General features: G+C 66.6%; 22 protein-coding genes. 7 read left to right on the top strand and 15 right to left on the bottom strand.

From position 1 onward, the window contains the following. Positions 1-58: 58 nt before the first annotated feature. Entirely contained in the window at positions 59-1,174 is a 1,116-nt protein-coding gene (locus C4F17_RS01690; protein ID WP_106934052.1) for a DUF2855 family protein, read from the bottom strand. A gap of 49 nt (positions 1,175-1,223) precedes the next feature. Here C4F17_RS01690 and C4F17_RS01685 point away from each other — a divergent pair, with 49 nt between their 5' ends. Then, positions 1,224-1,847 (top strand): TetR/AcrR family transcriptional regulator, encoded by a 624-nt coding sequence (locus C4F17_RS01685; protein WP_106934051.1) that lies wholly within the window; start codon positions 1,224-1,226, stop codon positions 1,845-1,847. On the opposite strand, the gene C4F17_RS01680 is transcribed toward C4F17_RS01685, so the two are convergent. Both C4F17_RS01680 and C4F17_RS01675 read right to left on the bottom strand, forming a co-directional pair. Continuing rightward, positions 1,822-2,499 carry an alpha/beta hydrolase gene (locus tag C4F17_RS01680; protein ID WP_106934050.1) on the bottom strand — a complete coding sequence of 226 codons (678 nt, stop codon included), beginning with the start codon at positions 2,497-2,499 and terminating at the stop codon, positions 1,822-1,824. The genes C4F17_RS01685 and C4F17_RS01680 overlap by 26 nt on opposite strands. A 26-nt stretch (positions 2,500-2,525) precedes the next feature. Further along, the gene (locus tag C4F17_RS01675) at positions 2,526-3,578 is read right to left on the bottom strand and encodes an NAD(P)H-dependent flavin oxidoreductase (protein WP_106934049.1); all 1,053 of its coding nucleotides are present in this window, start codon (positions 3,576-3,578) and stop codon (positions 2,526-2,528) included. 104 nt (positions 3,579-3,682) lie between these two features. Between C4F17_RS01675 and C4F17_RS01670 the strand changes: the two genes are divergently transcribed. Continuing rightward, on the top strand, positions 3,683-4,645 hold the full coding sequence (locus tag C4F17_RS01670) for a hypothetical protein (protein ID WP_106934048.1): 963 nt from the start codon (positions 3,683-3,685) through the stop codon (positions 4,643-4,645). 37 nt (positions 4,646-4,682) lie between these two features. On the opposite strand, the gene C4F17_RS01665 is transcribed toward C4F17_RS01670, so the two are convergent. Beyond that, a complete protein-coding gene (locus C4F17_RS01665; protein ID WP_106934047.1) occupies positions 4,683-5,984 on the bottom strand; it encodes a UDP-N-acetylglucosamine 1-carboxyvinyltransferase in 1,302 nt (433 codons plus the stop codon). 262 nt (positions 5,985-6,246) lie between these two features. On the opposite strand from C4F17_RS01665, the gene C4F17_RS01660 reads away from it, so the two are divergent. Further along, positions 6,247-6,660: a GFA family protein gene (locus C4F17_RS01660; protein ID WP_106934046.1), complete on the top strand. Its 414-nt coding sequence runs from the start codon at positions 6,247-6,249 to the stop codon at positions 6,658-6,660. Positions 6,661-6,697: 37 nt separating this feature from the next. Here the strand turns inward: C4F17_RS01660 and C4F17_RS01655 are convergent, their stop codons facing one another. From C4F17_RS01655 to C4F17_RS01635, 5 genes are all read right to left on the bottom strand, one after another. Beyond that, on the bottom strand, positions 6,698-7,132 hold the full coding sequence (locus tag C4F17_RS01655; RefSeq protein ID WP_106934045.1) for a gamma-glutamylcyclotransferase family protein: 435 nt from the start codon (positions 7,130-7,132) through the stop codon (positions 6,698-6,700). Continuing rightward, complete coding sequence (locus C4F17_RS01650) at positions 7,129-7,884, bottom strand: tRNA-uridine aminocarboxypropyltransferase (RefSeq protein ID WP_106934044.1); 756 nt, start codon at positions 7,882-7,884, stop codon at positions 7,129-7,131. Before C4F17_RS01650 ends, C4F17_RS01655 begins: the two co-directional genes overlap by 4 nt. Positions 7,885-7,910: 26 nt before the next feature. Continuing rightward, the gene (locus tag C4F17_RS01645) at positions 7,911-8,906 is read right to left on the bottom strand and encodes an SLAC1 anion channel family protein (protein ID WP_409196357.1); all 996 of its coding nucleotides are present in this window, start codon (positions 8,904-8,906) and stop codon (positions 7,911-7,913) included. Between the two features lie 135 nt (positions 8,907-9,041). After that, a complete protein-coding gene (locus tag C4F17_RS01640; RefSeq protein ID WP_106934042.1) occupies positions 9,042-10,013 on the bottom strand; it encodes a GlxA family transcriptional regulator in 972 nt (323 codons plus the stop codon). A 175-nt stretch (positions 10,014-10,188) separates the two neighbouring features. After that, positions 10,189-10,527, bottom strand: a complete 339-nt coding sequence (locus tag C4F17_RS01635; protein ID WP_106934041.1) for a hypothetical protein — start codon at positions 10,525-10,527, stop codon at positions 10,189-10,191. Positions 10,528-10,774: 247 nt separating this feature from the next. On the opposite strand from C4F17_RS01635, the gene C4F17_RS01630 reads away from it, so the two are divergent. From C4F17_RS01630 to arr, 4 genes are all read left to right on the top strand, one after another. Next, complete coding sequence (locus C4F17_RS01630) at positions 10,775-11,602, top strand: HEAT repeat domain-containing protein (protein ID WP_159053585.1); 828 nt, start codon at positions 10,775-10,777, stop codon at positions 11,600-11,602. Next, on the top strand, positions 11,599-11,988 hold the full coding sequence (locus tag C4F17_RS01625; protein ID WP_106934039.1) for a hypothetical protein: 390 nt from the start codon (positions 11,599-11,601) through the stop codon (positions 11,986-11,988). The genes C4F17_RS01630 and C4F17_RS01625 overlap by 4 nt, the downstream gene beginning before the upstream one ends. 197 nt (positions 11,989-12,185) lie before the next feature. Further along, positions 12,186-12,578: a YkvA family protein gene (locus C4F17_RS01620; protein WP_106937406.1), complete on the top strand. Its 393-nt coding sequence runs from the start codon at positions 12,186-12,188 to the stop codon at positions 12,576-12,578. A gap of 93 nt (positions 12,579-12,671) precedes the next feature. Continuing rightward, complete coding sequence (gene arr / locus C4F17_RS01615) at positions 12,672-13,067, top strand: NAD(+)--rifampin ADP-ribosyltransferase (RefSeq protein WP_106934038.1); 396 nt, start codon at positions 12,672-12,674, stop codon at positions 13,065-13,067. A gap of 2 nt (positions 13,068-13,069) precedes the next feature. Here the strand turns inward: arr and C4F17_RS01610 are convergent, their stop codons facing one another. The 6 genes from C4F17_RS01610 to C4F17_RS01585 form a co-directional block, all read right to left on the bottom strand. Then, complete coding sequence (locus C4F17_RS01610; RefSeq protein WP_106934037.1) at positions 13,070-14,788, bottom strand: tannase/feruloyl esterase family alpha/beta hydrolase; 1,719 nt, start codon at positions 14,786-14,788, stop codon at positions 13,070-13,072. A gap of 192 nt (positions 14,789-14,980) precedes the next feature. Continuing rightward, complete coding sequence (locus C4F17_RS01605) at positions 14,981-16,192, bottom strand: DUF1501 domain-containing protein (RefSeq protein WP_081267049.1); 1,212 nt, start codon at positions 16,190-16,192, stop codon at positions 14,981-14,983. 155 nt (positions 16,193-16,347) lie between these two features. Then, positions 16,348-17,943, bottom strand: coding sequence for a DUF1800 domain-containing protein (locus tag C4F17_RS01600; protein ID WP_442805195.1), 1,596 nt, complete (start codon positions 17,941-17,943; stop codon positions 16,348-16,350). Positions 17,944-17,948: 5 nt separating this feature from the next. Beyond that, the gene (locus tag C4F17_RS01595) at positions 17,949-18,428 is read right to left on the bottom strand and encodes a hypothetical protein (protein WP_106934036.1); all 480 of its coding nucleotides are present in this window, start codon (positions 18,426-18,428) and stop codon (positions 17,949-17,951) included. A 123-nt stretch (positions 18,429-18,551) separates the two neighbouring features. Continuing rightward, positions 18,552-19,238 (bottom strand): DsbA family oxidoreductase, encoded by a 687-nt coding sequence (locus C4F17_RS01590; RefSeq protein ID WP_106937404.1) that lies wholly within the window; start codon positions 19,236-19,238, stop codon positions 18,552-18,554. A gap of 66 nt (positions 19,239-19,304) precedes the next feature. Next, the gene (locus C4F17_RS01585) at positions 19,305-20,720 is read right to left on the bottom strand and encodes an MFS transporter (RefSeq protein WP_081267047.1); all 1,416 of its coding nucleotides are present in this window, start codon (positions 20,718-20,720) and stop codon (positions 19,305-19,307) included. Between the last annotated feature and the right edge of the window lie 15 nt (positions 20,721-20,735).

Raw genomic sequence — 20,735 nt, 5'->3', positions numbered from 1 at the left:
CCGCATCGCTCCCCGTCGTCGTAACGCCCTGTGACGTGCCGGCCCGGCGGAAGTTCAGTCAGCCTGCGAGCCGCACCACATGCGCCTGCCGCGGGTCGACCTTGCCGGCGTGCAGGTCGGCGATCACCGCCTGCGCATGCGCGAAGCCTTCGCCCTGCGCCAGCGCCATCCAGCGGTTGCCGGGCCGGCTGATCTCGGCGATGAAGCGGCCCTGCGCCTCGTTGAAACGGCGGTTGACCTCCTGCGGGCCCCAGTCGGCATTGCGCTTGCGGATCTGCACCGGCGCAAAGTAGAGCTGCGGCGCGGGGCCGGGCAGCATCGTGGCGTCGCCGAGGAACTCTGTCTTCTGCGCGGACCCCGCGTAGCAGTCGTAGACCAGCGATTCGCTGAAGTGGTGGTGCACGGTCGCGCGCAGTTCGTCGTTGCCGGAGAAGTCGACATACAGCGTGGGCACGTCGGCGGGCAGCGCGGCGATCTCTTCATAGGCCAGCGTGCGGTCGTAGCAGCCCAGGCCCTCCACGAAGGCGCGATTGCCGTTGGACGTGGCGGCAATCAGCTCGAGCCCTTCGCGCCTGCCCAGGCAGAAGGCCGTGCCGAACGCGGTCTTGCTCGACGCGCTCGACACCACCACCTGCTTCGCGCCGAAGAAGCCGTTGTCCTCCAGGAAGTCGGCCAGCATGAACGACGTGATAAACAGCGGACGCACCAGCATCTGGTAGTCCTCCAGCGCGGCGACGTAGCCCGCGTCGTTGCTGCAGCGCATGTACTGGTTGTAGGCCGACACCAGTTCGCTGCGGTGCGAGGCGCCGTCGTAGAAGCCGCGCGGCGTCACGCGCACCGGCTGCATGCGCATGTGGCTCGCGATCGGGAAGTAGCCGTAGAAGCGCTCGCCCACCGCCACGCCCTCCACGTTCGAGGCCGCCACATCGGCGAAGCCCCAGGCCGGCATGTGGCCCCAGTCGGCGTCGCCGGTCGGAAAGAAATGCCAGTACTTCATGACCGCGTCGCCGAAGGCCGCGTAGGTGATGTTGTTGGTGGTCAGCGAGAAGCGGCCGATCTTCATCAGCACCTCGCCGGGCTGCAAGGCGCCGGGGTCCTGCGTGGTCACGACACGGGTGGTGCCGAGGGCGTTCTTGCGCGTCTGGAGGCGGGTTAAAGTGAATGCGTTGTTCATTCGCAAACTGTATGGCGGCCCGCTTCGCGGCGGGTTCGGAAACCCGTCGATGCCGGACGCACCCCGCTCCAAGCCCCTGAAACGCCCCACGCAGGCACGCAGCAAGTTCACCGTGCAGGCGATCTACGACGCCTTTGTTCGGATTTGGAACGCGCACGGCTGGGAAGGCGTGACCACGCGCGCGGTGGCGCTCGAAACCGGCATCGCGGTCGGCACGCTGTACGACTACTTTCCCGACAAGGAGGCCCTGCTCTCGGGCTATGTGCGCCACTGCATCGAGGCGCTGCTCGCGCGGCTCGATGCGGATGTGATCGCGCCCGAAGACATCGGCTGGCGCGAACGGGTGCAGCGCCTGGTGCGCATCACCTGCGACACCCGGCTCGAAGGGTTGCCCGCCTTCGACCACGAAATGCTGATGCTCGAACACCGCGTGGCCGAGCCCAAGCACCACCGCCGGGTGTACGACGAACTCGCGGCGCGCTGGCTGCGGGCCTTCGCAACCTGCACGGACCTGGAGCCGCAACCCTCGCCCGCCACCATCCACGCCCTGCTGACCGCCTGCTGGGGCGCGCGCCGCTACCGGCTGCTGTTGCAGCCCGACGCGGCTGGCGACAACAGCGCCTGGCTCGCAGAGATGGAAGCGATGGTCATGGCGCGTCTGGCGATGCGCTGAGCGCCTGCAGCCACGCCAGCGTGGCCTGCAGCTCGGCGGGCCGAATCTCGTGCGCGCCCGGGAAGTCGCCACCCGAGAGCGTCAGCGGCAATGTGCGCGCCAGTTCGCGCGTCACTTCCGCCGCGCTCGGCGGAATCACGTTGTCGGAGCTGCCGTGGCTCACCCACAGCGCCTTGCCCTCGAAGGCCTCGGCGGGCGCCACGTGCGGCACCACCTGCGACAGCAGCCGGCTGTGCCACACCATCGCGGCGCGCACGCTCTCTGGCTTGGTCAGCAGCAGCGACAGCGCCATGATCCCGCCCTGGCTGAAGCCGCCGACGATCACCCGCTCCGGCGGCACGCCGAGCTGCTGGCCGGCGGAGGCGATCATCTCGCCGACGAGGAAGCGGCTCTCGCGCTCCTGCTCTTCGTTGATCAGGCGCTCGCCGTTCGGCAGGAACTGGAACTCGAACCACGCATAGGCATCGGGCGACAGCACATACGGCGCGCGCAGGCTCAGCACATGAAAGTGCGGCGGCATCATGCGCGCGAGGCCGAACAGGTCCTGCTCGTTGCTGCCGACGCCGTGCATCAGCACCAGCAGCCAGGGTTCGGCGGTGCCCGGCCAGGCCGAGTGTTCGAGGAATTTGAGGGGCAGGTGAAGTTGGGTCATGAGGGTGGAAGCAGTGAGAGCAGTGCTTATCGGATTGCCTGGAAGCCGCGTGCCAGCTCGCGCGTGAGTTCGGCCGCCGGCACCTCGCGGCAGCCGGTCGCGTTCTGGCCCGACCACAGCGGAGAAAAATCGCCGCTGCCCTTTGCCTCGGCCTTGGCACGCAGCGGCGCGATGCCCGAGGTGGCCAGCGGGAACTCCGGCGCCGCCGCGCCGATGGGGCCCAGGTCGCGCATCACGCGGTTCACGATGCCGCGCGCGGGCCGGCCGGTGAAGAGATTCGTCAGCGCGGTGTGGCGCGCGGCTTCGCTCTTGAGCGCGGCGCGGTGCAGCGCGCTGGTGGTCGCCTCGGGGGTCAGCATGTAGGCGGTGCCGATCTGCACGCCCGCCGCGCCCAGCGCCATCGCGGCAGCCACGCCGTTGGCATCGGCGATGCCCCCGGCCGCGATCACCGGCAGCTTGACGGCCCGCACCAGCTGCGGCAGCAGCGCGAAAGTGCCGAGCTGCCTGGTCAGGTCATGGGACAGGAAGTGGCCGCGGTGCCCGCCGGCCTCCAGGCCCTGGGCGATGACCGCGTCGACGCCGTGCGCCTCGAGCCACAGCGCCTCGTCGAGCGTGGTGGCCGAAGCCAGCACCTTGGCGCCCCAGCCGCGCACCCGCGCCAGCAGCGCCTCGGACGGCAGGCCGAAATGAAAGCTCACCACCGGCGGGCGGAACTCGGCGATCAGGTCGGCCACGTCCGCGCTGAAAGGGTTGCGCCCCGGGCCGGCGGGAATGCTCGCGGCATCGATGCCGTGCTCCACGTAGTACGGTGCCAGGGCGGCGCGCCATGCGGCTTCGCGCTCCGCGCTCGGTTCCGGCGGGGTGTGGCAGAAGAAGTTGACGTTGAAGGGCTTGTCCGTGCCCGCGCGGATGGCCGTGAGCTCGCTGCGCATGACCTCGGGGCTCAGCATGGCGCCCGGCAGCGAGCCGAGTCCGCCCGCATTGCTGACCGCGATCGCCATCGCGCTGCCTTGCACGCCGGCCATGGGCGCCTGGATGAGAGGAAGTTCGGTGCCGAGGATCTGCTGCAGCGTCGTCATTCGAAATGCGTCCTGGAATGTCGGGAAGCAGCCATTGTCCTGTCTGCGGGGAAGTGACGGCGGCGGCGGGGTCATCGGCATGCGGCTTCGGCACAATCGCGGGCATGCACATCCCCAGTTCCGACAGGCCGCGCGCCGCCCTGGCCAAGGCGGCCGTCGTTGCCGCGCTCATCGCGCTGGCCGGCTGCTCCCAGGAAGACAACAGCAACACCGCGGCCGACGTTCCGGCCGCCACCGAGGAAGCCCTGGCGCCAGCCGCCGAACTCGCCGCCCCTGCCTTTTCGGCGACGCTCAGGCGCGGCGACCTCATGCCGCTGGTGTTTCCCGGCTGGGAAGACAAGGACAAGGGCCGCGTCGGCACCGTGACGCTGCCCGACATCGGCAACGACGGCAAGCCCGTGCCCGACAGCGAAGGCGAGCAGCAGGCCGACGTGTCGCCGCGCGAGGTGGTGCGCCTGGACGACACCCACGCCGTGATGCTGACCGAGACCGTGCCCCTGGACGACCAGGGCCAGCCCATGGACGCCCACGTCGCCGGCGCCTGGATCGGCGCCTACTTCTTCGAGCAGGGCAACGACGGCTGGGCGCTGTCCAAGCGCAACGACGCCGTGGACTACCAGGGCTTCATGGGCAGCATCGGCAAGACCGCCGTCGAGCGCATCGCGCCGCAGCGCTTCGTGCTCACCGCCACCAGCGGCAGCTGCTGGCAGGGCTACTGCGGCAGCTGGCTGTCGGTGTACGAACTGGGCGCGAGCGAAGTGCGGGAAATGGTGAGCGGCATTCCGATGTCGGCGAGCAACGGCGGCGCCGACGGTGCCTGCGAGCAGGTGCTGGCCAACGAACGCCCCGAGACACCGCCGCGCGGCAGCTGCTTCGAGGTCGAAGGCTCGGCGCAGTTCGCGCTGGGCACCGACGACGAGCCCGGCGAGATGCGCCTGGTGTTCAGCGGCACGCGCACCTCCGGCGCGGGCGCGCGCGCCGAGTCGGTCGACAGCACCGTGGTGTACGCCTACCGCAAGGGCAGCTACGTGCCGGGCAGCGGGCGCAACCCGGTGCCTTCTTTCTGAGCGAGGCGCGGGCTGGTCCGCCGCGGCCCGCCTCGCGCTATTCCTCGCTGGTCCACTCCACCTGCACGCCCAGGCTGCGCAGGTTTTCCACGAAGCGCGGGTGCGCGCGGCGGATGGGCGTGGCGTTGCGGATTTCCGAGCGGCCTTCGATGCTCGCCGCCACCATGAACAGCGCGATCGCCACGCGAATGATGTAGGGGCTCTCGACCACCGCGGGCGTCAGCGGATTGCCGCCGAAAGTGATGAGCCGGTGCGGGTCCGACGAGAACACGTGCGCGCCGAACTTCGACAGCTCGCCGGTCCAGCCCAGCGCGCCGTCGTACACCTTGTTCCAGAACATCGCGTTGCCCTGCGCGCGCACGCCCAGCGCAATGAAGATCGGCAGCAGGTCGACCGGAAAGTACGGCCACGGTGCCGCTTCCACCTTGGTCAGCACGTTGCTGGTGAACGGCGTCTGCACCTTCAGCGGGCCGCTGCGCAGCGCACGCGACCAGCCGTCTTCATGCACGATCTGCACGCCGAACTTGGCGAAGGTGCGGTCCAGCAGCGGAAAGTTTTCAGGCGCGCTGTTGCGCACCACCACGTCGCCGCCGGTGATGGCGCCGAGCGCGAGGAAGGTGGTGATTTCGTGGAAGTCTTCGTCGAAGCGGAACTCCCCGCCTTTGAGTGCGCCGCCACCGTGCACCGTGAGCCGCGAAGTGCCCATGCCGTCGATGCGCACGCCGATCATGGCCATGAAGCGGCAGAACTCCTGCACGTGCGGCTCCGACGCGGCGTTGGTCAGCGTCGAAGTGCCGCCCGCGGCGGCCGCGCACAGCACGAAGTTCTCGGTGGTCGTGACCGAGGCGTAGTCCAGCCAGTGGTCGGTGGGCGTCAGCCGGCTCTTGCTGTAGACCAGCAGCGAGCCTTCGGTGCGCTCCACCTCGCCGCCGAAGCGCTGGAACACCTCCACATGCGGATCGATCTCGCGCACGCCCAGCGTGCAGCCCTTGACGTTGTCCTCCAGCCGCGCCGCGCCGAAGCGCGCGAGCAGCGGCGGCACCAGCATGATCGACGAGCGCATTTCCTCCGGCAGGCGGTGCAGCGCGGCGTCGAACGTGGTCTCGCGGTGATGCAGCTCGAGCGTGCCCGTCTCGTGGTCCATGTGCACGTCGCTGCCCAGGGTGCGGAAGATCTCCAGGATCTTGCGCACGTCCGTGATGTCGGGCACCCCATGCAGCCGCAGCGGCTCCCAGGTGAGCAAGGTGGCACAAAGCACCGGCAGTACGGCGTTCTTGTTGGCGGAGGGGGTGATGCGGCCACGCAGCGGCGTACCGCCGTGCACGATGAGGTTGGACATGAAGAGGAAGAAGCGGGGGAGCGGGAGGCGGTGGGAAATGGCGCGTAAACAATTCGCGCCCGAAGGCGAGCACTTTACCGTCTGAAAGCGGCATGAACGGCGATGAAGTTGTAAGAACTTCAAAGCAGGAGCCACTGAATTGACAATTCTTTCGCATTACATCCACCTGATTGCCCAGCCGGCTCGCGACGAACTTGTTACTCCCGCCCCACCGCCCTGCCCGGCTAGATTGGCTGCCTCTCCCTTCGAAAGGCCCAACCAGATGACCCACGCATACACCGGCGGCTGCGCTTGCGGCGCCATACGCTACGAGATCGCGTCCGAGCCCGTCTTCCAGAACCACTGCCAGTGCCGCGACTGCCAGCGCAAGAGCGGCACTGGCCACGGCTCATACCTCACCTTTGCGCGCGCCGGCGTGAAGCACAGCGGCAACGCCACGCTGTGGGACATGGTCGGCGACAGCGGCAACGTCAAGACCCGTGCGTTCTGCCCGGCCTGCGGCTCGCCCGTGTACATGACCTTTGCGGCCATGCCGGAGATCTTCACGGTGCATGCGGCGAGCCTGGATGATCCGGGGCGGTACAAGCCGCAGGTCGTCACGTATGCCGTGCGGGGGTATGAATGGGACTTTCTGGATCCGGGGCTGCAGAAGTTCGAGAAGATGCCGCCGATGTGAGTGAGTCCCGGATGACGGTGCCGGACCGGCTCCGCCGTCAGCCTGCCGAGGCGCGCGAGCGATAGAGCGCGGCATGCGCCATCGTGTATTCACTCAACGGCCCCGCCTTCACATCCGCCGCGCGAAAGTGCTCCGGCGCCTTGACATACGCCTGCACCGAAAGCGCCAAGCGCGATTCGCCGTCGACCCTTTCGACCGCAATCGAAACGCGGCGATAGCCGTCAGCCTCTGTCACTCTTTCAAGCACGTCCATCGCATCCAGCGCCGCTTGATCGACTTCGAAGACTTGCCCCGCCACCCGCTCGCCCTCGCCTGCCGAAAACACGAGCCACGGAGAGAAGCGCTCCCCGACCAGGTACAGCGGATAGCGCTCCACGGTGACAAACTCCCCCGCCACACGCTTGCCGCGATTTGTCGTGAAGTTGGGGAAACCCTCTTTCAGGGTGCCGAAGACGAAGACAAGGTCGGTCATGAGTGAGAAATCGAGGGAGTCGCTTGCAAGCCGCATGCTTCACGCAGCCGCCGATGCGCATCGCCATCCCATGCGATCGGCTGCTGGTTCTTCGCGCGCAGGTAGTGGTGCGTGAACACGGCGAGGTAGGCCTCCAGCGTCTGCTCCACGGCATGCTCGCCCGCCAGGCTCATGCACATCGCGGCCACCTCGCTGGTGCAGAAATGATCCTCGCGGCCGGAGTTGCGCAGCTTGTATTGCGTGATCTGCTCCGGCTGCAGGCTCAGCACCGGCAGCTGGTCGAGGTACGGGCTCCTGCGGAACATCTTTCGCGCCTCGGCCCAGGTGGCGTCGAAAAGTATGAAGAGCGGGCGCTTGCGGCCGTCGGCATGGGCTGGCCGCACAGCGGTGACCACGCGCTCCGGCGCGGCGTACTGGCCCGGGAACACCACATAAGGCTGCCACTGCGGATCGGCCAGCAGGGCCAGCAGAGCGGGATCGACCTCGATGCGCGCCCAGCCGAAGGCGAAGGTGTCGGCCACCACGTCGGCGATCAGCCACCCGGTGTTGGTCGGCTTGAGCGGCTCGATGTCGGCCATGAGCAGGCACACGCCCGCGCGCGTGGGCACTGACGGGCGCAAGGCGCACATGCAATGGCTGGGCCTCAGCCGGCAGCCCGCGCAACGCTCGCTCTTGAAGCCGCCGTTGGCTAGAAAGGGCTCGGTGCTTCGCGCCAGGCGCGCGGCGCGAAGAAGGGAAACGGCGTGAGGCATGCGTCGATTCTCGACGCTGTGGCCGCCTATCTTGGTGCCAGCAGCTTCCCGCTCGCGGCAAGGCGGATAGTCCGGAACAGCAAGACGGCGATCAGACCGCTCAGGAAGGCGAGCAGCGCAACGGCCAAGCCGGTCATCGCGGGATGCCGCACGTGCTCCGCATAGCGCAGCGCGGCATTGCAGAGCGCGGCTATCGGGAAGCTCAATGCCCACCACCCGGCGGCGAAGGCAATGCTCCGCTTGAAGATCTTGAAGGCCAGCGAGAAGAACACGAACAGGCCGAAATAGAAGAGCATCGCGGCAAAGGCGTCGACCCGCTGGAAGAAGTTGGTGTAGGCAAGGAAGCCGACTTCGAACGGCGCGATCAGAATCATCAACGACGGCACCATCTCGTTCGCGAGCTTTTCTTGATGGTGGATCAGCCTGGACATGATCATCGTGAAGAAGACCAGCGCGACCATCGTGCCCACGGCCATCGAGAACAGGTTGAGTTCCCTCGCCCAGCCCATCGGCATGGTACCGCCCGCTACCGTGATGTCGAGCGTTGCCACGCCCGGAATCAGCCACGCCGGCACCGAATGGCCCGCGTCGACCTTGCCCCGCAGAAGCCGGCTGACGATGGTGAATGACAGCGTAATGGTCGCCGCCGCGCCGATGCTCCAGAGAATCTCCGACGCCCGGTTGCTGAGCGGCGCCACGACCGACGAGATCAGCAGGATCGCAATGGTCACCGTGCCGAAGAAATTGCCGGCAATCGGATGCAGGAACTCACCCCGCACGGCGGACGGATGCAGCACCGCCTTTGCGGCATAGGCGATGCAGAGCACCACGAAGATCGCGACGGCGATGCTGCTGATCGCCGCATCGACAAGAGGGCTTGCGCCGAACTGATGCCCGGCCTGCCGCCAGGCCAGCGCCAAGCCCGAGATCCCCATGACCGAGGCGAACAGATTGACCGGTAGATACTGAATGGATGCCTGCCGCGGAAGTGCCGCCTGGCTCAGCGTGTGCGTGGTGTTGATACGTGCTCCTGTGGAAGATGGGCTTCCCCCGCGCGCCTCATGCAGGGCTCGCGGGAGCGACGTAAAAAGTCTATTTGCGGCACCCCGCAACGCAGGCCGTGGCCATGGCGCGGTTTGCGCCATTGATGGCCGTTTTCAGGCCACTGGCGGTTCGGACCTGAAGCGCTGGCGGTATTCCCGAGGCGTCGTGTCGAGCCGCTTCGCGAAGATGGTCCGCATGTGGTTCGCGCTATGGAAGCCGCACCGGAACGCCACCGTTTTCAGCGGCAGGTCGGTTTCCTCCAGCAGCTTGCGGGAGAAATCGACCCGCACCTGCTCGACGAAAGCCGAAGGCGTCATGTTCGCGTTCTTGGCGAAGACGCGCGAGAAAGTGCGCCGGCTGACGCCCACCGCATCGGCGAGTTGCTCGATGGACAGTTGCTCGTCGATGTGGTCCGTCACGTGGCGCAGCACCTTCGCGACGATGGTCTCTTCCTTCGGACCGGCCGCCAAGAAGGGGCTGTACTGCGACTGCCCGCCCTCGCGGCGGATGTACACGATGAGCCGCTTGGCAATGCGCAACGCGAGTTCGTGGCCCCAGTCTTCGGTGATCAGCGCCAGGCAAAGATCGACGCCGGCCGCGACACCGGCCGAGGTGAACAGGCTGCCATCGCGCACGAAGATCTTGTCGGGCCGCACGCGCGCCCTTGGAAACTGGGCGATGAGCCGGTCGACGTCATGCCAATGGGCGGTGACCTCCTTGCCGTTCAGCAGCCCCGCATGTCCCAGCGGGAATGCACCGTTGCAGACGGAGCCGAAACGGCGGGCACCGGCGGCCTTGGCGCTCAACCACTGCAGGAAGCTTGGCTCGTACTCGTTCACCGCAGGCAGCTTCGGGCCACCCGCGACGAGCAGAAGATCGGGCTGGCCGTCGTAGTCGAGGTAGCCGGTCCCGACATGAAGCGCCATGCCGTTGGCGCAACGAACGCTCCCCGCGCGCATGCCCACCAGTTCGATCTGGTAGTGCCGGTCGGGCGGAAGAAAGCTGTTGGCCTCGGAAAAGACGTCCATCGGCGCGGCGACGTCCAGTGCCTGCACCCCTTCCAACACGACGATGACCAGCTTCATGATTCGAGCGCCTCGTCACGCACGGACGACCAGGCCCGTGAACGTGCATCCGGCATGGAAGAGCCGCACGTCGCAGCCGCCCGCCGCGGCTCGGACCCCGATGAGACGAGGAACGCCGTCTGCTTCGGACGCGCTTCGAGATGTGCTGCTCATCCGAAGATGATGGCACAGGCGCTCAGGACGTCGTCAGTGCCTCGCACTGGCTTTCGATGCGGGCATGAAGCAGGCTCAGCGACACCGAGAGCAGTCGCTGCAGCGCGCCGCGCTGGCAGGCATCGAGGAGCGGCGCGGGGTCGGTGCTGGACAAGGCGGCGTCGCGGCGGTCTTCGTCCCAGGCGAGCAACTGGGCCAGCGTGCATGCGCCCTGGACCACGTCGCGCGCATCGTTGAGGAATGCGGCCTGGTCTTGTTGGGAGGGTTCGAGCCGTTCGGCCTCGATCCATTCGAAGGGCCTGAACTGGGCGGTGGGAAGATGCGGCGCGCAAGCGCAACCGGGGTTTGAAGCAAGGGGCATGGGCCTTCCAAGGATGTCGATTTGCAACAACCGACGCACCCGCTGCTAAACGAGGGCGGCAGCTCGAACGGGTTAGCAGACCGGGACATCCTTGCGGAAACCGGCAGGGCGCGAGCCCTCCCGTCCGAGCCGCCTAAAAAGGTGGCGCGAACGAAAAAGCCGCAGACCATGTGCGGTGACTGCGGCTCTCGTCGCAGGATGTCGGCGGGCTGCTAAACCCGGCCCCGCTCATCACGAGGCGGTGGCAATGTACGCGGTCTTTGGAAAGGCCGTCAAGCCGAGGGGCGAAAGAGCAGGTTCGTTCAAAATCGTAGCAAAGCTCGGAACGGCGGCCGACAACGCACCGCATCTCGGTTCAAGGGCTAGATTATTTTCAACACAGGGGGAGTCGGACCGCATGTTTTCGCTTGACGCATCAGACAAAGAGGCCATCAAGGATCACTTTAGAAGGAACAAAGCCTTCTCGTGGTCTGAGGAGTTTTTTCTTTCGGCGATCAACACCGCCAAGTCGAAGTACGACGTTTATTGGGCGGTGATTGCATTGCGAGACTACGGTACTCGGAAGAGCTTGCCAGCGTTGAAAGCTCTGTCCAAGTACCCCATGCAGGATGTAAAGGCCTGTGCAGTCTTGACGATCGCGCAAATAGCCGGCGCAGCGGAAACGCCCTACTTTGTGCAAGTCCTTGAAGACCCATTGAGTGGCCGCAACAAGGTGTACGCGCTTTGGGCTATCGGGGTAGCAGGTGACGAGCGAGCCTTGGAGTCAGTCGAGCGATATGTTCGAAAGAACAAAAAGAAGCTGCAAGCAGAAGGCATGGACCCCAGAGCGCAGCAGGAAGTGCTCACGTTCCTATATCGGGTGGATGCTTCGAGCCTTCTACAGGAGTTTTCCTTTCTGATCCCGCCTTTGAATTTTTTAACGCCGTTTGCCCTAAGCAACTTTGTGCGGCGCGTTCCTGGAATGAAGCTTTCAATAGAAGCCGTGCTCGGAAGAGTGATTCCAGTCGAAATCCACACGAATGATTCTTCGGTGGCACAAGCGAGCCCGGGCGCCGCGCTCGCGGCAAAGCCATGAAGTTCGAGGGCCAGAACTTTGCCGTCGTGAATGCACCGTCCGACCGAGTCTTGGAGAGCAGGCTCCTCGCACTCAAGAGTTACGGGCGGCATTCGTACGCATCGCTTACGGACGCTCAGGGCAACTATGTTCAGGTGGCCGGCGGCGGTGTGACGTGCATGGTCGAGAGCTTCGACGCCTCGACTTCGACGAGGCTGAGAGCCTTTCACGACAAACCGAGCCCTGTGTTTCCTGACGGCACAGTCCTTTCATTCGGAGGCGGCGAGATGCGCCTCAAATCCGACGAGTGGTTCCACGCAAGCTCCGTCGTGGAAATCTTCCTGTGCTTCAAATATGGACGGCACTACCCAGAGACCGTGAATTGGCGCCCTGCGCCGCAGAAGTGACGCCTCTACTTGGCTCCGCCCCTTGTCGCTTCCCTGGAACCCAATTGAGAATCGCCGATACCAAGACCTTTCCACAAAATCTCAGGCATCGCAGCGCGGCATTGGCGCGCAAGTGGTCGCGTCGATAGCCCACCACCAGCACACGGCCGTCACCAGCTTTCCCCGCTTGTACACATGCCCCTGCCATGCTTGCACCCATGAAAGTCAGCGACAACCTGAAGGCCTGGGCAAGGCGAATCAAACGCGACGGCGTGACGCTTTGGTTTGCGGGAAAGAATCCTCGGACGCCCTGGTACGCGAAGGCATTGGGTGTTTTTGTGGTGGCCTATGCGCTCAGCCCCATCGATTTGATTCCGGACTTCATCCCGGTGCTGGGCTACCTCGATGATGTTCTGCTGCTTCCCGTGCTGATCTGGCTCGCGATCCGGTTGCTGCCGCCCGGGGTCCTCGCGGAATGTCGCAGCCAGGCGGAAGAGTGGATGCAGGCGAATGGCGCCAGGCCAAGCAACCGCGCCGGGGCCATCCTCGTCGTGAGCCTTTGGGTGGGCTCAGGGGTCGCGGCCTGGCTCTGGTTCAAGCCGCATCCGTGAGGTGAGGACGGCCAAGTGAATGGCGCTGTCCGCTGGCTGAAACGGAGGCCTTAAACTCCGCGGCCTTTCCGTTGTGTAGAGGAACAATCCGCGATGGCTTTGTTGCAACCCGGCCCTTACTTCCACGGCACGCGCGCAGACCTCCGGGTGGGCGACCTGCTCACCGCAGGCTTCCGCTCGAACTACGACGAGCGCGTCGTCATGAACCACATCTACTTCACCGCGTGGCCAAAGGGCGCGGGGCTGGCCGCGGAAATGGCGAAGGGCGAGGGCCGTGGCCGCGTCTACATCGTCGAGCCCACCGGCGCATTCGAGGACGACCCCAACGTCACCGACAAGAAGTTTCCGGGCAATCCCACGCGCTCGTACCGCAGCCGGGAGCCGCTGCGGATCGTCGGTGAACTGGAAACGTGGGAGCTCTTCGACGCGGAGTACATCCGGCAACTCAAGGAACGCGTGCGCGTCGGCATGGGAGAGATACTGAACTGAATTCAGGGCGACGAGGCAACGCAGCGGTAGCTTTCCGCCTTCGTCGTGTCGCCCGACACGTATGCCGGGTAGTTCGGGTAGCGGCACATGGGACGCGTCGCAAGCGTGCCGAAGGGAGCCGTGGCCGAGTTGCGCACCTGCACGAGTGCATCGGCCGGCGCGCGGCCGCCCGTCACCCAGTTGTCCAGCGTCGTGAGCAGATCGTGGTTGGTGGGAATCTCGGCGCCTGTCGTGAGGCTCGCCGCCGTGCCGTTGTGATTGGACGCAGGCGACACGTAGAGGCGCACGAATTCGTCGACGACCGGCTGCGTCAGCTTGCCGACGACGCTCTGGTAGTACTGGATGCCCGCCACGGGGCTCTGCGCCCAGTCGCCCGCGTTCTCGCGGATGATGAGCTTGCCGCCCCGCGCACGGAAGACCGCAAGATCGGGGTTGGTCGCGTCCATCAGCGCCGACACCTCCTGGATGCGCGCCTGGAAGTTCGTCGCGTTCCATGTGCGGATGTCGAAGGCGGCGTTCCTTGCGATCACGTAGCGGGCGTAGCTGCTGCCGTAGATCACGCCGCGAGCGTCCGCCGCGGTCGGTGGCAGGTTGGGCGCCACGCCCGTCGTCACCCAGCGCCCCACGCCCTCACCCCCGAACTGGATCTCGCCGCCGTACAGGCGGCCCGGATAGGTGGTGGTGCCGTTGGCCAACGGAAATGGCATGACAGTCGGCCCGTACGAGGCCTTGAGCACTGCGAGCTGCGCGTCGGACAGACAGGTGTCGCCCGTGTCGCGCCCCCCGGGACAGCGCAGGCTCTGAAGATTGATGCGAGACGGACAAGCAAGGTAGTTGCTCACCACGCCGTCCGCGCTGTTGTCCAGCGCGTCGCATGTGGTGTTCACGTAGTTGGCAAGCAAGCGCACTTTGCTGGCGTTGATCGCCCCTCCGGAAAACTGCGGCAACTGGTAGTTGATGAAACCGTTGAAGAGCCCCGTCCAGTTGATCACCGGCACGACGGACACGATGCCGTCGAAATCTTGCGGATAACGCTGCGCCATGACCAGGCCTTCGCGCCCGCCCTCGGAGCCGCCATAGAAGTACTGCTTGCGCGGCGAGCGCAGGTAGTACTGCCGCATCAGCACGTGCGCGACGTCCTTGACCTTCTTGTACGACTGATGCGCGAAGTTCTGGAACATCTCGTCGTTCAACGCGAACCTGGCGGGATCGGTGGCGCCATAAGTGGCGCCGTCGTGGCCGGAGTCGGTGCCGAAGGTCGCGAAACCCTGGGTGATCGGCTGTGGCTGGCCCGGTGCCGCATCGCGAAGTGCGGCGACGGCATCGATAACGGTGCCATTGAAGCCGCCGCCGCCCACCATGACGGCTTTCTCGTTCCACGTGGTCGGCAGGTTGAGCTGGAAACGTATCGGATCGGCACCCGCCGCAAGGGGTGCGATGGAGCCCCGCACGCTGCAATATTCGGCGAAAGCTGGCGCTGCGGTGACGGCGGGAACGACCACGGCCGACGACACGGTTGCCACGCCGCTCGGCAGTCCGATCTGCCCCGGCGAGACTGTCTTGCCCACCATGCCGGCGCAAGCCTGGGCGAGCAAGGCCTTGTCCGGCACGGCCGCACTGCCGGCCCCGCCTCCGCCCGTCGCACAGGCGGCGAGCAGCGTCGAAAAAGCGATGAGGCCGACTATGCCGATCCAGCGGCCGGGATGATTTGTTCTTGTCATGCGTGTCTCGGGTTCTGCTTCTTGGCGTGCTGGCCGGCTCGGAAGCTTCCACCCAAAACTGCACTTTATTGCTTTATTTCAAGTTGGCCGCCCAGGCACATGAAGTACTTTGCCTGTGCATCATCGAGACTCGCTCGGGATAAACCCGCATCACGCCGCATCACGCCGCAGGGGGCGCAAGCCGCACCTCGCTCAAACCAGCCGCAAATCCTTCGGCGCCACTCCATCGAAAACCTTCGCCAACTGCGCCGGCGACAGCCCATACATCCGCTTGAACAACCCACCGAACACCGCCCGGTATTCATTGAGCACCGGATAGTCCCGGTTCTGGAACAGCGTCGCCTGCGTCAGCGCCTGCTGTTCGCCCACGATTTGTCCGCCGGCCTGCGCCGACAGGCCGCCGCCGAGTACCCAGTACACGGTCCCGTGCCCATGGTCCGTGCCGCGGTTGCCGTTCTCGCGGAAGGTGCGGCCGAATTCGCTGATGACCACGACCACGGTCTGGCGCCATGCGTCGTCGCCCATCTCCTGGGCGAAGCCGGCCACGCCGCGGCCCAGTTCCTCGAAGCGGTTGGCCAGGTAGCCGGTGGCGGCGCCCTGCCCCACGTGGGTGTCCCAGCCGCCGACGTCGACGAAGCCCAGGTCGAAGCGGTCGCGCATCAGCAGCGCCATGCGGCGCGCGACCAGCTCGAAGCCCTTGGCGGTCATGGCGTTGCGGCTGGCGGCGTCCATCTCGGCCTGCACGGCGCGCATCACTTCGTCGCGCACCTGGAAGCCTTCCGCCACGGGCTGGGCCAGCGAGGTGTTGCGGTACATGCTGGCGATGACCTGGCTCTGCCGCGCGTCGAGGGCAGAGCGCGCGTTGCCCGCGAGCGCCATGTTGGCGGCCTTGGCGTTGCCGCGCAGCGAGATCGGCAACTGGTCGGTGAAGGCGATGGGCGACACGTCGGTGACGGGCCCCGCGCCGAGCACGCCGGCCAGCCGGTTGAGGAAGCCCGAGCGGTAGTCGCGGCGCTTGTCCAGTGCCTGGCCGAGTTCGATGGAGTCCTGCGTCTCGAAGTGGCTGCGCGTGAGGTCGTCGGTGCCCGCGAAGGCGATGAACGCCGCCTGCTTCTGCTGGAACATCGGCATCACGCTCTGCGCGAGCGCGGGGTGCAGGCCCCAGTTGCCGTCGAGCGGCAGCGCGCCGTTGGGCGTGCCGGGGCGCGGAATGGCGATGTTGGGACGCGACGCGTAGTAGAAGTCGCTGCTGGTGGGCACCAGCAGGTTGCTGCAGTCGTAGGCGCCGCGCAGGAACACGACCAGCAGCTTGGTGCCTTCGGCCGCGGGCGCGGCCATGAGCTGGCCCGCGGCACCTGCGAAGGGAGCGGCGGCCATGAGCTTCAGGAGTTCTCGACGTTGCATGACGGTGTCCTTTCTTTTGCCTTGCTCCTTCCCCCTCTGGGGGAAGGTCGGGATGGGGGCTCAGCGGCGCTTGCCCAGCCTCAGCGCTTCAACGAACGCCGCTTGCCCCCACCCCTGCCCTCCCCCAGTGGGGGAGGGAGAAATGCCGAATACCTTCAGCGGCGCATCAACTCAGGCGACGCCAGCAGGAAGGTATTCCACTCCTGCGGGTTCTTCGCCTGCGCCAGCGCCTCGCGCGTGTCCGCGCTTAGCCCGCCCTGCATCGCACGCACCGCGCGCGACTCGGCCAGTTGCGGGAACGCGGGCTTCTCCAGCGGCGCCTTGTCGTCCGCCCTGAACAGCACCGCGCCGTTCGCGCCGATGGCCCGCGCGATCTCGAAGCGCGTGTTCATCTGCCCTGCACTCGCCCATGCCACCTCGTTGAGCGGATAGCCGTCGGGCGTCTCGTGGCCGTACAGCGGCTCGCCCATGCGGTTGATCCAGTTGATCATCGGGTTGACGTTCAGTACCACGCGGTCGTCGTAGGCGAGCCGCACGCCGGCGATCACGTAGTGCACCGGGTCGCGGAACTTGCGGCCCAGCGACGCAGTGAACTCGGGCGACTCGAACATCGCCTTCAGCGTGACGGCGATGTCGCCGTCGCTGCGCGTGAAGGCGGCGGCCATGCGGTCGACCAGCGCCTGCGGCGGATCGTCCGACACGAAGTACACGGCCAGCTTGCGCGAGATGAAACGCGCGGTGGCCGGCGCGCGCGCCAGGCGGTCGAGCGCCTCGTCGGCCTCGGCCAGGCCATGGCTCTGAATCGGCTGGCCCAGCAGTGTCTTCGGCCCGTAGTCATGCCGGTTCGGGTTGAACTCGAACAGGCCCTTGCGCACATAGTCCGCGCGCACCGCGGGACGGACGTTCGGCGGCGGCGCGTCGAGCGGTGCGCTGGTGACGCCCACGCCGGTGAGCACGCGCGCGAGTTCCTGCACGTCGCCCTGCGAATAGCCGCTGCCCACGCCCAGCGTGTGCAGCTCCATCAGCTCGCGCGCGTAGTTCTCGTTGATGCGGTTGGCGGCGTTCTGCGCGTTGTCGAGGTAGCGCAGCATCGCGGGGTGATGCAGCGTGGCGCCGAGCAGGTCGCGGAACTTGCCGAGCGCGTGCGGGCGGATGGCGTTCTCTTCGTAGTCGCCGACCATCGCGCGGATGTTGTCCTTGCGCAGGTTGACGTTGAAGTGGTTCATCCAGAACCAGGTCATCTGCTCCTGCAGCTGGTTCGGCGAATAGAGCGCGCGCAGCAGGAAGCGCGTCTGCGCCTCGCGCGCCAGCTGGTTGAGCTGTTGCTGATAGGCCTGCCGCGCGGCCTTCTTCTGGTCTTCGTCGGGCAGCGCGTCCGCTGCCTTGCGCTGCGCTTCCAGCCCGATGACGAGCTGGTCGAGCGGCGTGTGCGAGATGGCCATCGCATCGATCTGCGCCTGTGCCGCGGGCGGCAGCGGCGCGGGGCGCGGATTGAGCTGGTCGCGCATCCAAAGCGCGAGGCCGCGTTGCGCCAGGTGCGCGTCGCTGCTGGCGTTGGCGCCCCAGCTCACGCGGTCGAGCCAGCGCAGGCGCGTGGCGTCATTGACCTGCGTGGAAGGCAGCGACAGCGACACCAGCGGGCGCTGGCTGCCCGGCGTGCTCGCGCAGGCCGCCAGCAGTGCCAGCACGCAGGCGCCCAGCGCCAGCGACGCGCGGCGCAGCGGCACGGATCCACCGGGGGTGGCCACCACCGCCCTCACTCCCTGCGCATGTCGTGGTGGCGCACGTCGCCGATGGCGTGCTGCGCGGCGTTGAGCGCCACGTCGACATGCGCCAGGCCGCGTTGCTGGAACGGGCGCGAGCGCGGGTCGTCTTCTTCGCGCGCCACGTCGGAGCGCACCTTGCGCAGCAGGTCGATGGCCGCATGCAGCCGGCCTTCGCGCGGCAGCCATGCATCGGTGGGCTCGCGCCATTCGACGGGCTTGCCGTCGAGCCATGCGGCGTGCTGCAGGTCGCCGATGGCGGCGTGGATCTCGTCGAGCACCACCATCTCGTCGCGCGAGACCTGGCCGTCTTCCGGGCGGCGGTGGTCCACCTGCCAGGCCGCGGTGCGCAGGTCGGACAACGCGTGGAGGTAGAAAGGATGCCGGCCGTATTCGTCGGCCAGTGCCGGCAGGGAAGTCGCTGCCACGAGCGTGAACGTGGCGAGTGCGGTGACTAGGCTTTTCTTCTTCATCTTCGGAGCTCCTGATGGTGACAGTGATTGGAGATGCTCTCCTCAACCACCGTGCCCCGCCCCGCGTTGACGCTCTTTACCCTCGTAACGCCGCGCAAAGCCGGCGCCTAAGAGCCAGCTAAGTCAGGCTACAGACAGGCCCGCCGGTGCAGCACCGGCAATCTGGCGCAGCGCGCGCTCGAACACTTCGACGGGCTGCCCGCCCGAAATCAGGTGCTGGTCGTTGATGATGATCGCGGGCACCGAGTGGATGCCGGCGTCGGTGTACATGCGCTCGCGTTCGCGGGTTTCCTGGGCGTACTCGTCGCTCGCCAGGATCTCGCGGGCGCGGGCCGGGTCGAGCCCGGCTTCGGTGGCGGCGCGTACCAGCACCTCGGGGTCGGAGGGGTTCTGGCTGTCGGTGAAGTAGGCCTTCAGCAGCAGCTTCTTCAGCGCCGCCTGCCTGGCCGGGCTTTCCAGCTCGGCCCAGTGCAGCAGGCGGTGGGCATTGAAGGTGTTGTACACGCGCGGACGGCCTTCGGGGCTGAACTCGAAGCCGACGGCCGCGCCGCGCTGGCGGATCATCTCGCGCGACTGCGCCTGCTGTTCGCGCGTGGAACCGTACTTCTGGTTGAGGTGCTCGAAGGTGTCCTGGCCTTCGGGCGGCATCTGCGGGTTCAGCTCGAAGGGCTGGAAGTGCAGCTCCGCGGTGACGTCCGGCGCCACCTTCCTGAGCGCCGCCTCGAGCGAACTCAGGCCAACGGCGCACCAGGGGCAGGACACATCGGAGACGAAGTCGATCTTGAGGTGCGAGGAAGAAGGTGTGGTCATGGCGCCATTCTTCACGGCGCCACAACCCTTGGCAGGCGAAAGGTCTTCAGCCTGCCCCCACCCGGCTCAGGCCCGGGCGGCGGCCTTGGACACGCGCGCGTCCTGCAGCGTCTGCTCGCGCAGGCGGTCGTATTCCTGCTTGTCGACCGGCACCGCATCGGGCTTGCCCAGGTCGTTCATGCGGATGCGGTAGGTCTCCCGTGCGCTCAGGGCGGCCAGTGCGGCCAGCACGGTCACCGCGAAGGTGATGGCGCCGACGGTGAACCACACGTTGGTCGAGCCCGGAGGCGCCACGGCGGCGAACAGTGCGGGCAGCAGCGCGGTGAAGGTGGTGCCGATGTTCTGCGAGATGGCCATGGCCGACACGCGGTTGCGGGTGCGGAACAGCTCCGGATAGAAGCTCGGGAAGGTCGCGTTGTAGCCCTGGTACACGATGCCCCACATCAGCAGCGACATGACGATGGCCAGCGGCACGTTGCGGATGCTGATGGCATACAGGTACACGAAGGACAGCAGACCCGAGAGCAGCGCGCCGACGATGATCGGCGGGCGGCGGCCGATGCGGTCCGACAGGTTGCCCACGAACGGGATCACGATCACGGCAAGGATGTTGCCGAGCACGGGAATCCACAGGTACACGTCCTTCTGGAAGCCGATGCCGTAGGCGGCCTGCACGGCATAGGCCGCGCCGAACACCGTGGCCACCACCGGAATCACGTTCATCAGCGCCATGCACACCACGCGCAGCATGTCGGCCCAGCTGTCGGTGAAGGCCTGGACGATCGGCGCCTTGGCCACTTCGCCCTTCTTGTCGACTTCGGCGAAGGCCGGCGTCTCGTCGACCTCGCGGCGGATGATGTAGCCCGCCACGATGACCAGGAAGCTCAGCAGGAACGGAATGCGCCAGCCCCAGGAGTTGAAGGATTCTTCAGGCATGTAGTGGGCCAGCGGCAGGAACACCGCGGCAGCCAGGATCTGGCCGGCCTGCACGCCCTGCAGCGTGAAGCTCGCGAAGAAGCCTCGGCGCCCGAACGGCGCGTGCTCCAGGATCATCGAGCTGGCGCCCGAGATCTCGCCCGCCACCGCAAAACCCTGCACCAGGCGCAGCAGCACCAGCAGCACGGGAGCCAGCAGGCCGACCTGGTCGTAGGTCGGCAGCAGGCCGACGGCCACGGTCGAGAAGCCCATCAGGAACATGCAAAGAACCAGCACCTGCTTGCGACCGTGCGTGTCGCCCCAGTGGCCGAGCACGAAGGCGCCGATGGGGCGCGCGACGTAGCCCACGCCGTAGGTCGCGAGCGACGCGACGATGGCCGTCGTCGGGTCGCCCTTGGGAAAGAAGATCTGCGGAAAGATCAACGCCGCGGCCGTGGCGTAGATGAAGAAGTCGTAATACTCCAGCGCCGAGCCGATCCAGCCGCTTGCGGCGGCCTTCTTCGACTGGTGCCTGCCTTGCGGCTCATGGGCTGTGTTGCTTGCCATGTGTGTGTCTCCAGT

The sequence above is a fragment of the Variovorax sp. PMC12 genome, assembly GCF_003019815.1.
In the GTDB taxonomy this organism is placed as follows: domain Bacteria; phylum Pseudomonadota; class Gammaproteobacteria; order Burkholderiales; family Burkholderiaceae_C; genus Variovorax.
Note: the sequence above shows the minus strand (reverse complement) of the source record. Positions and strands in the feature narration are given on the sequence as shown.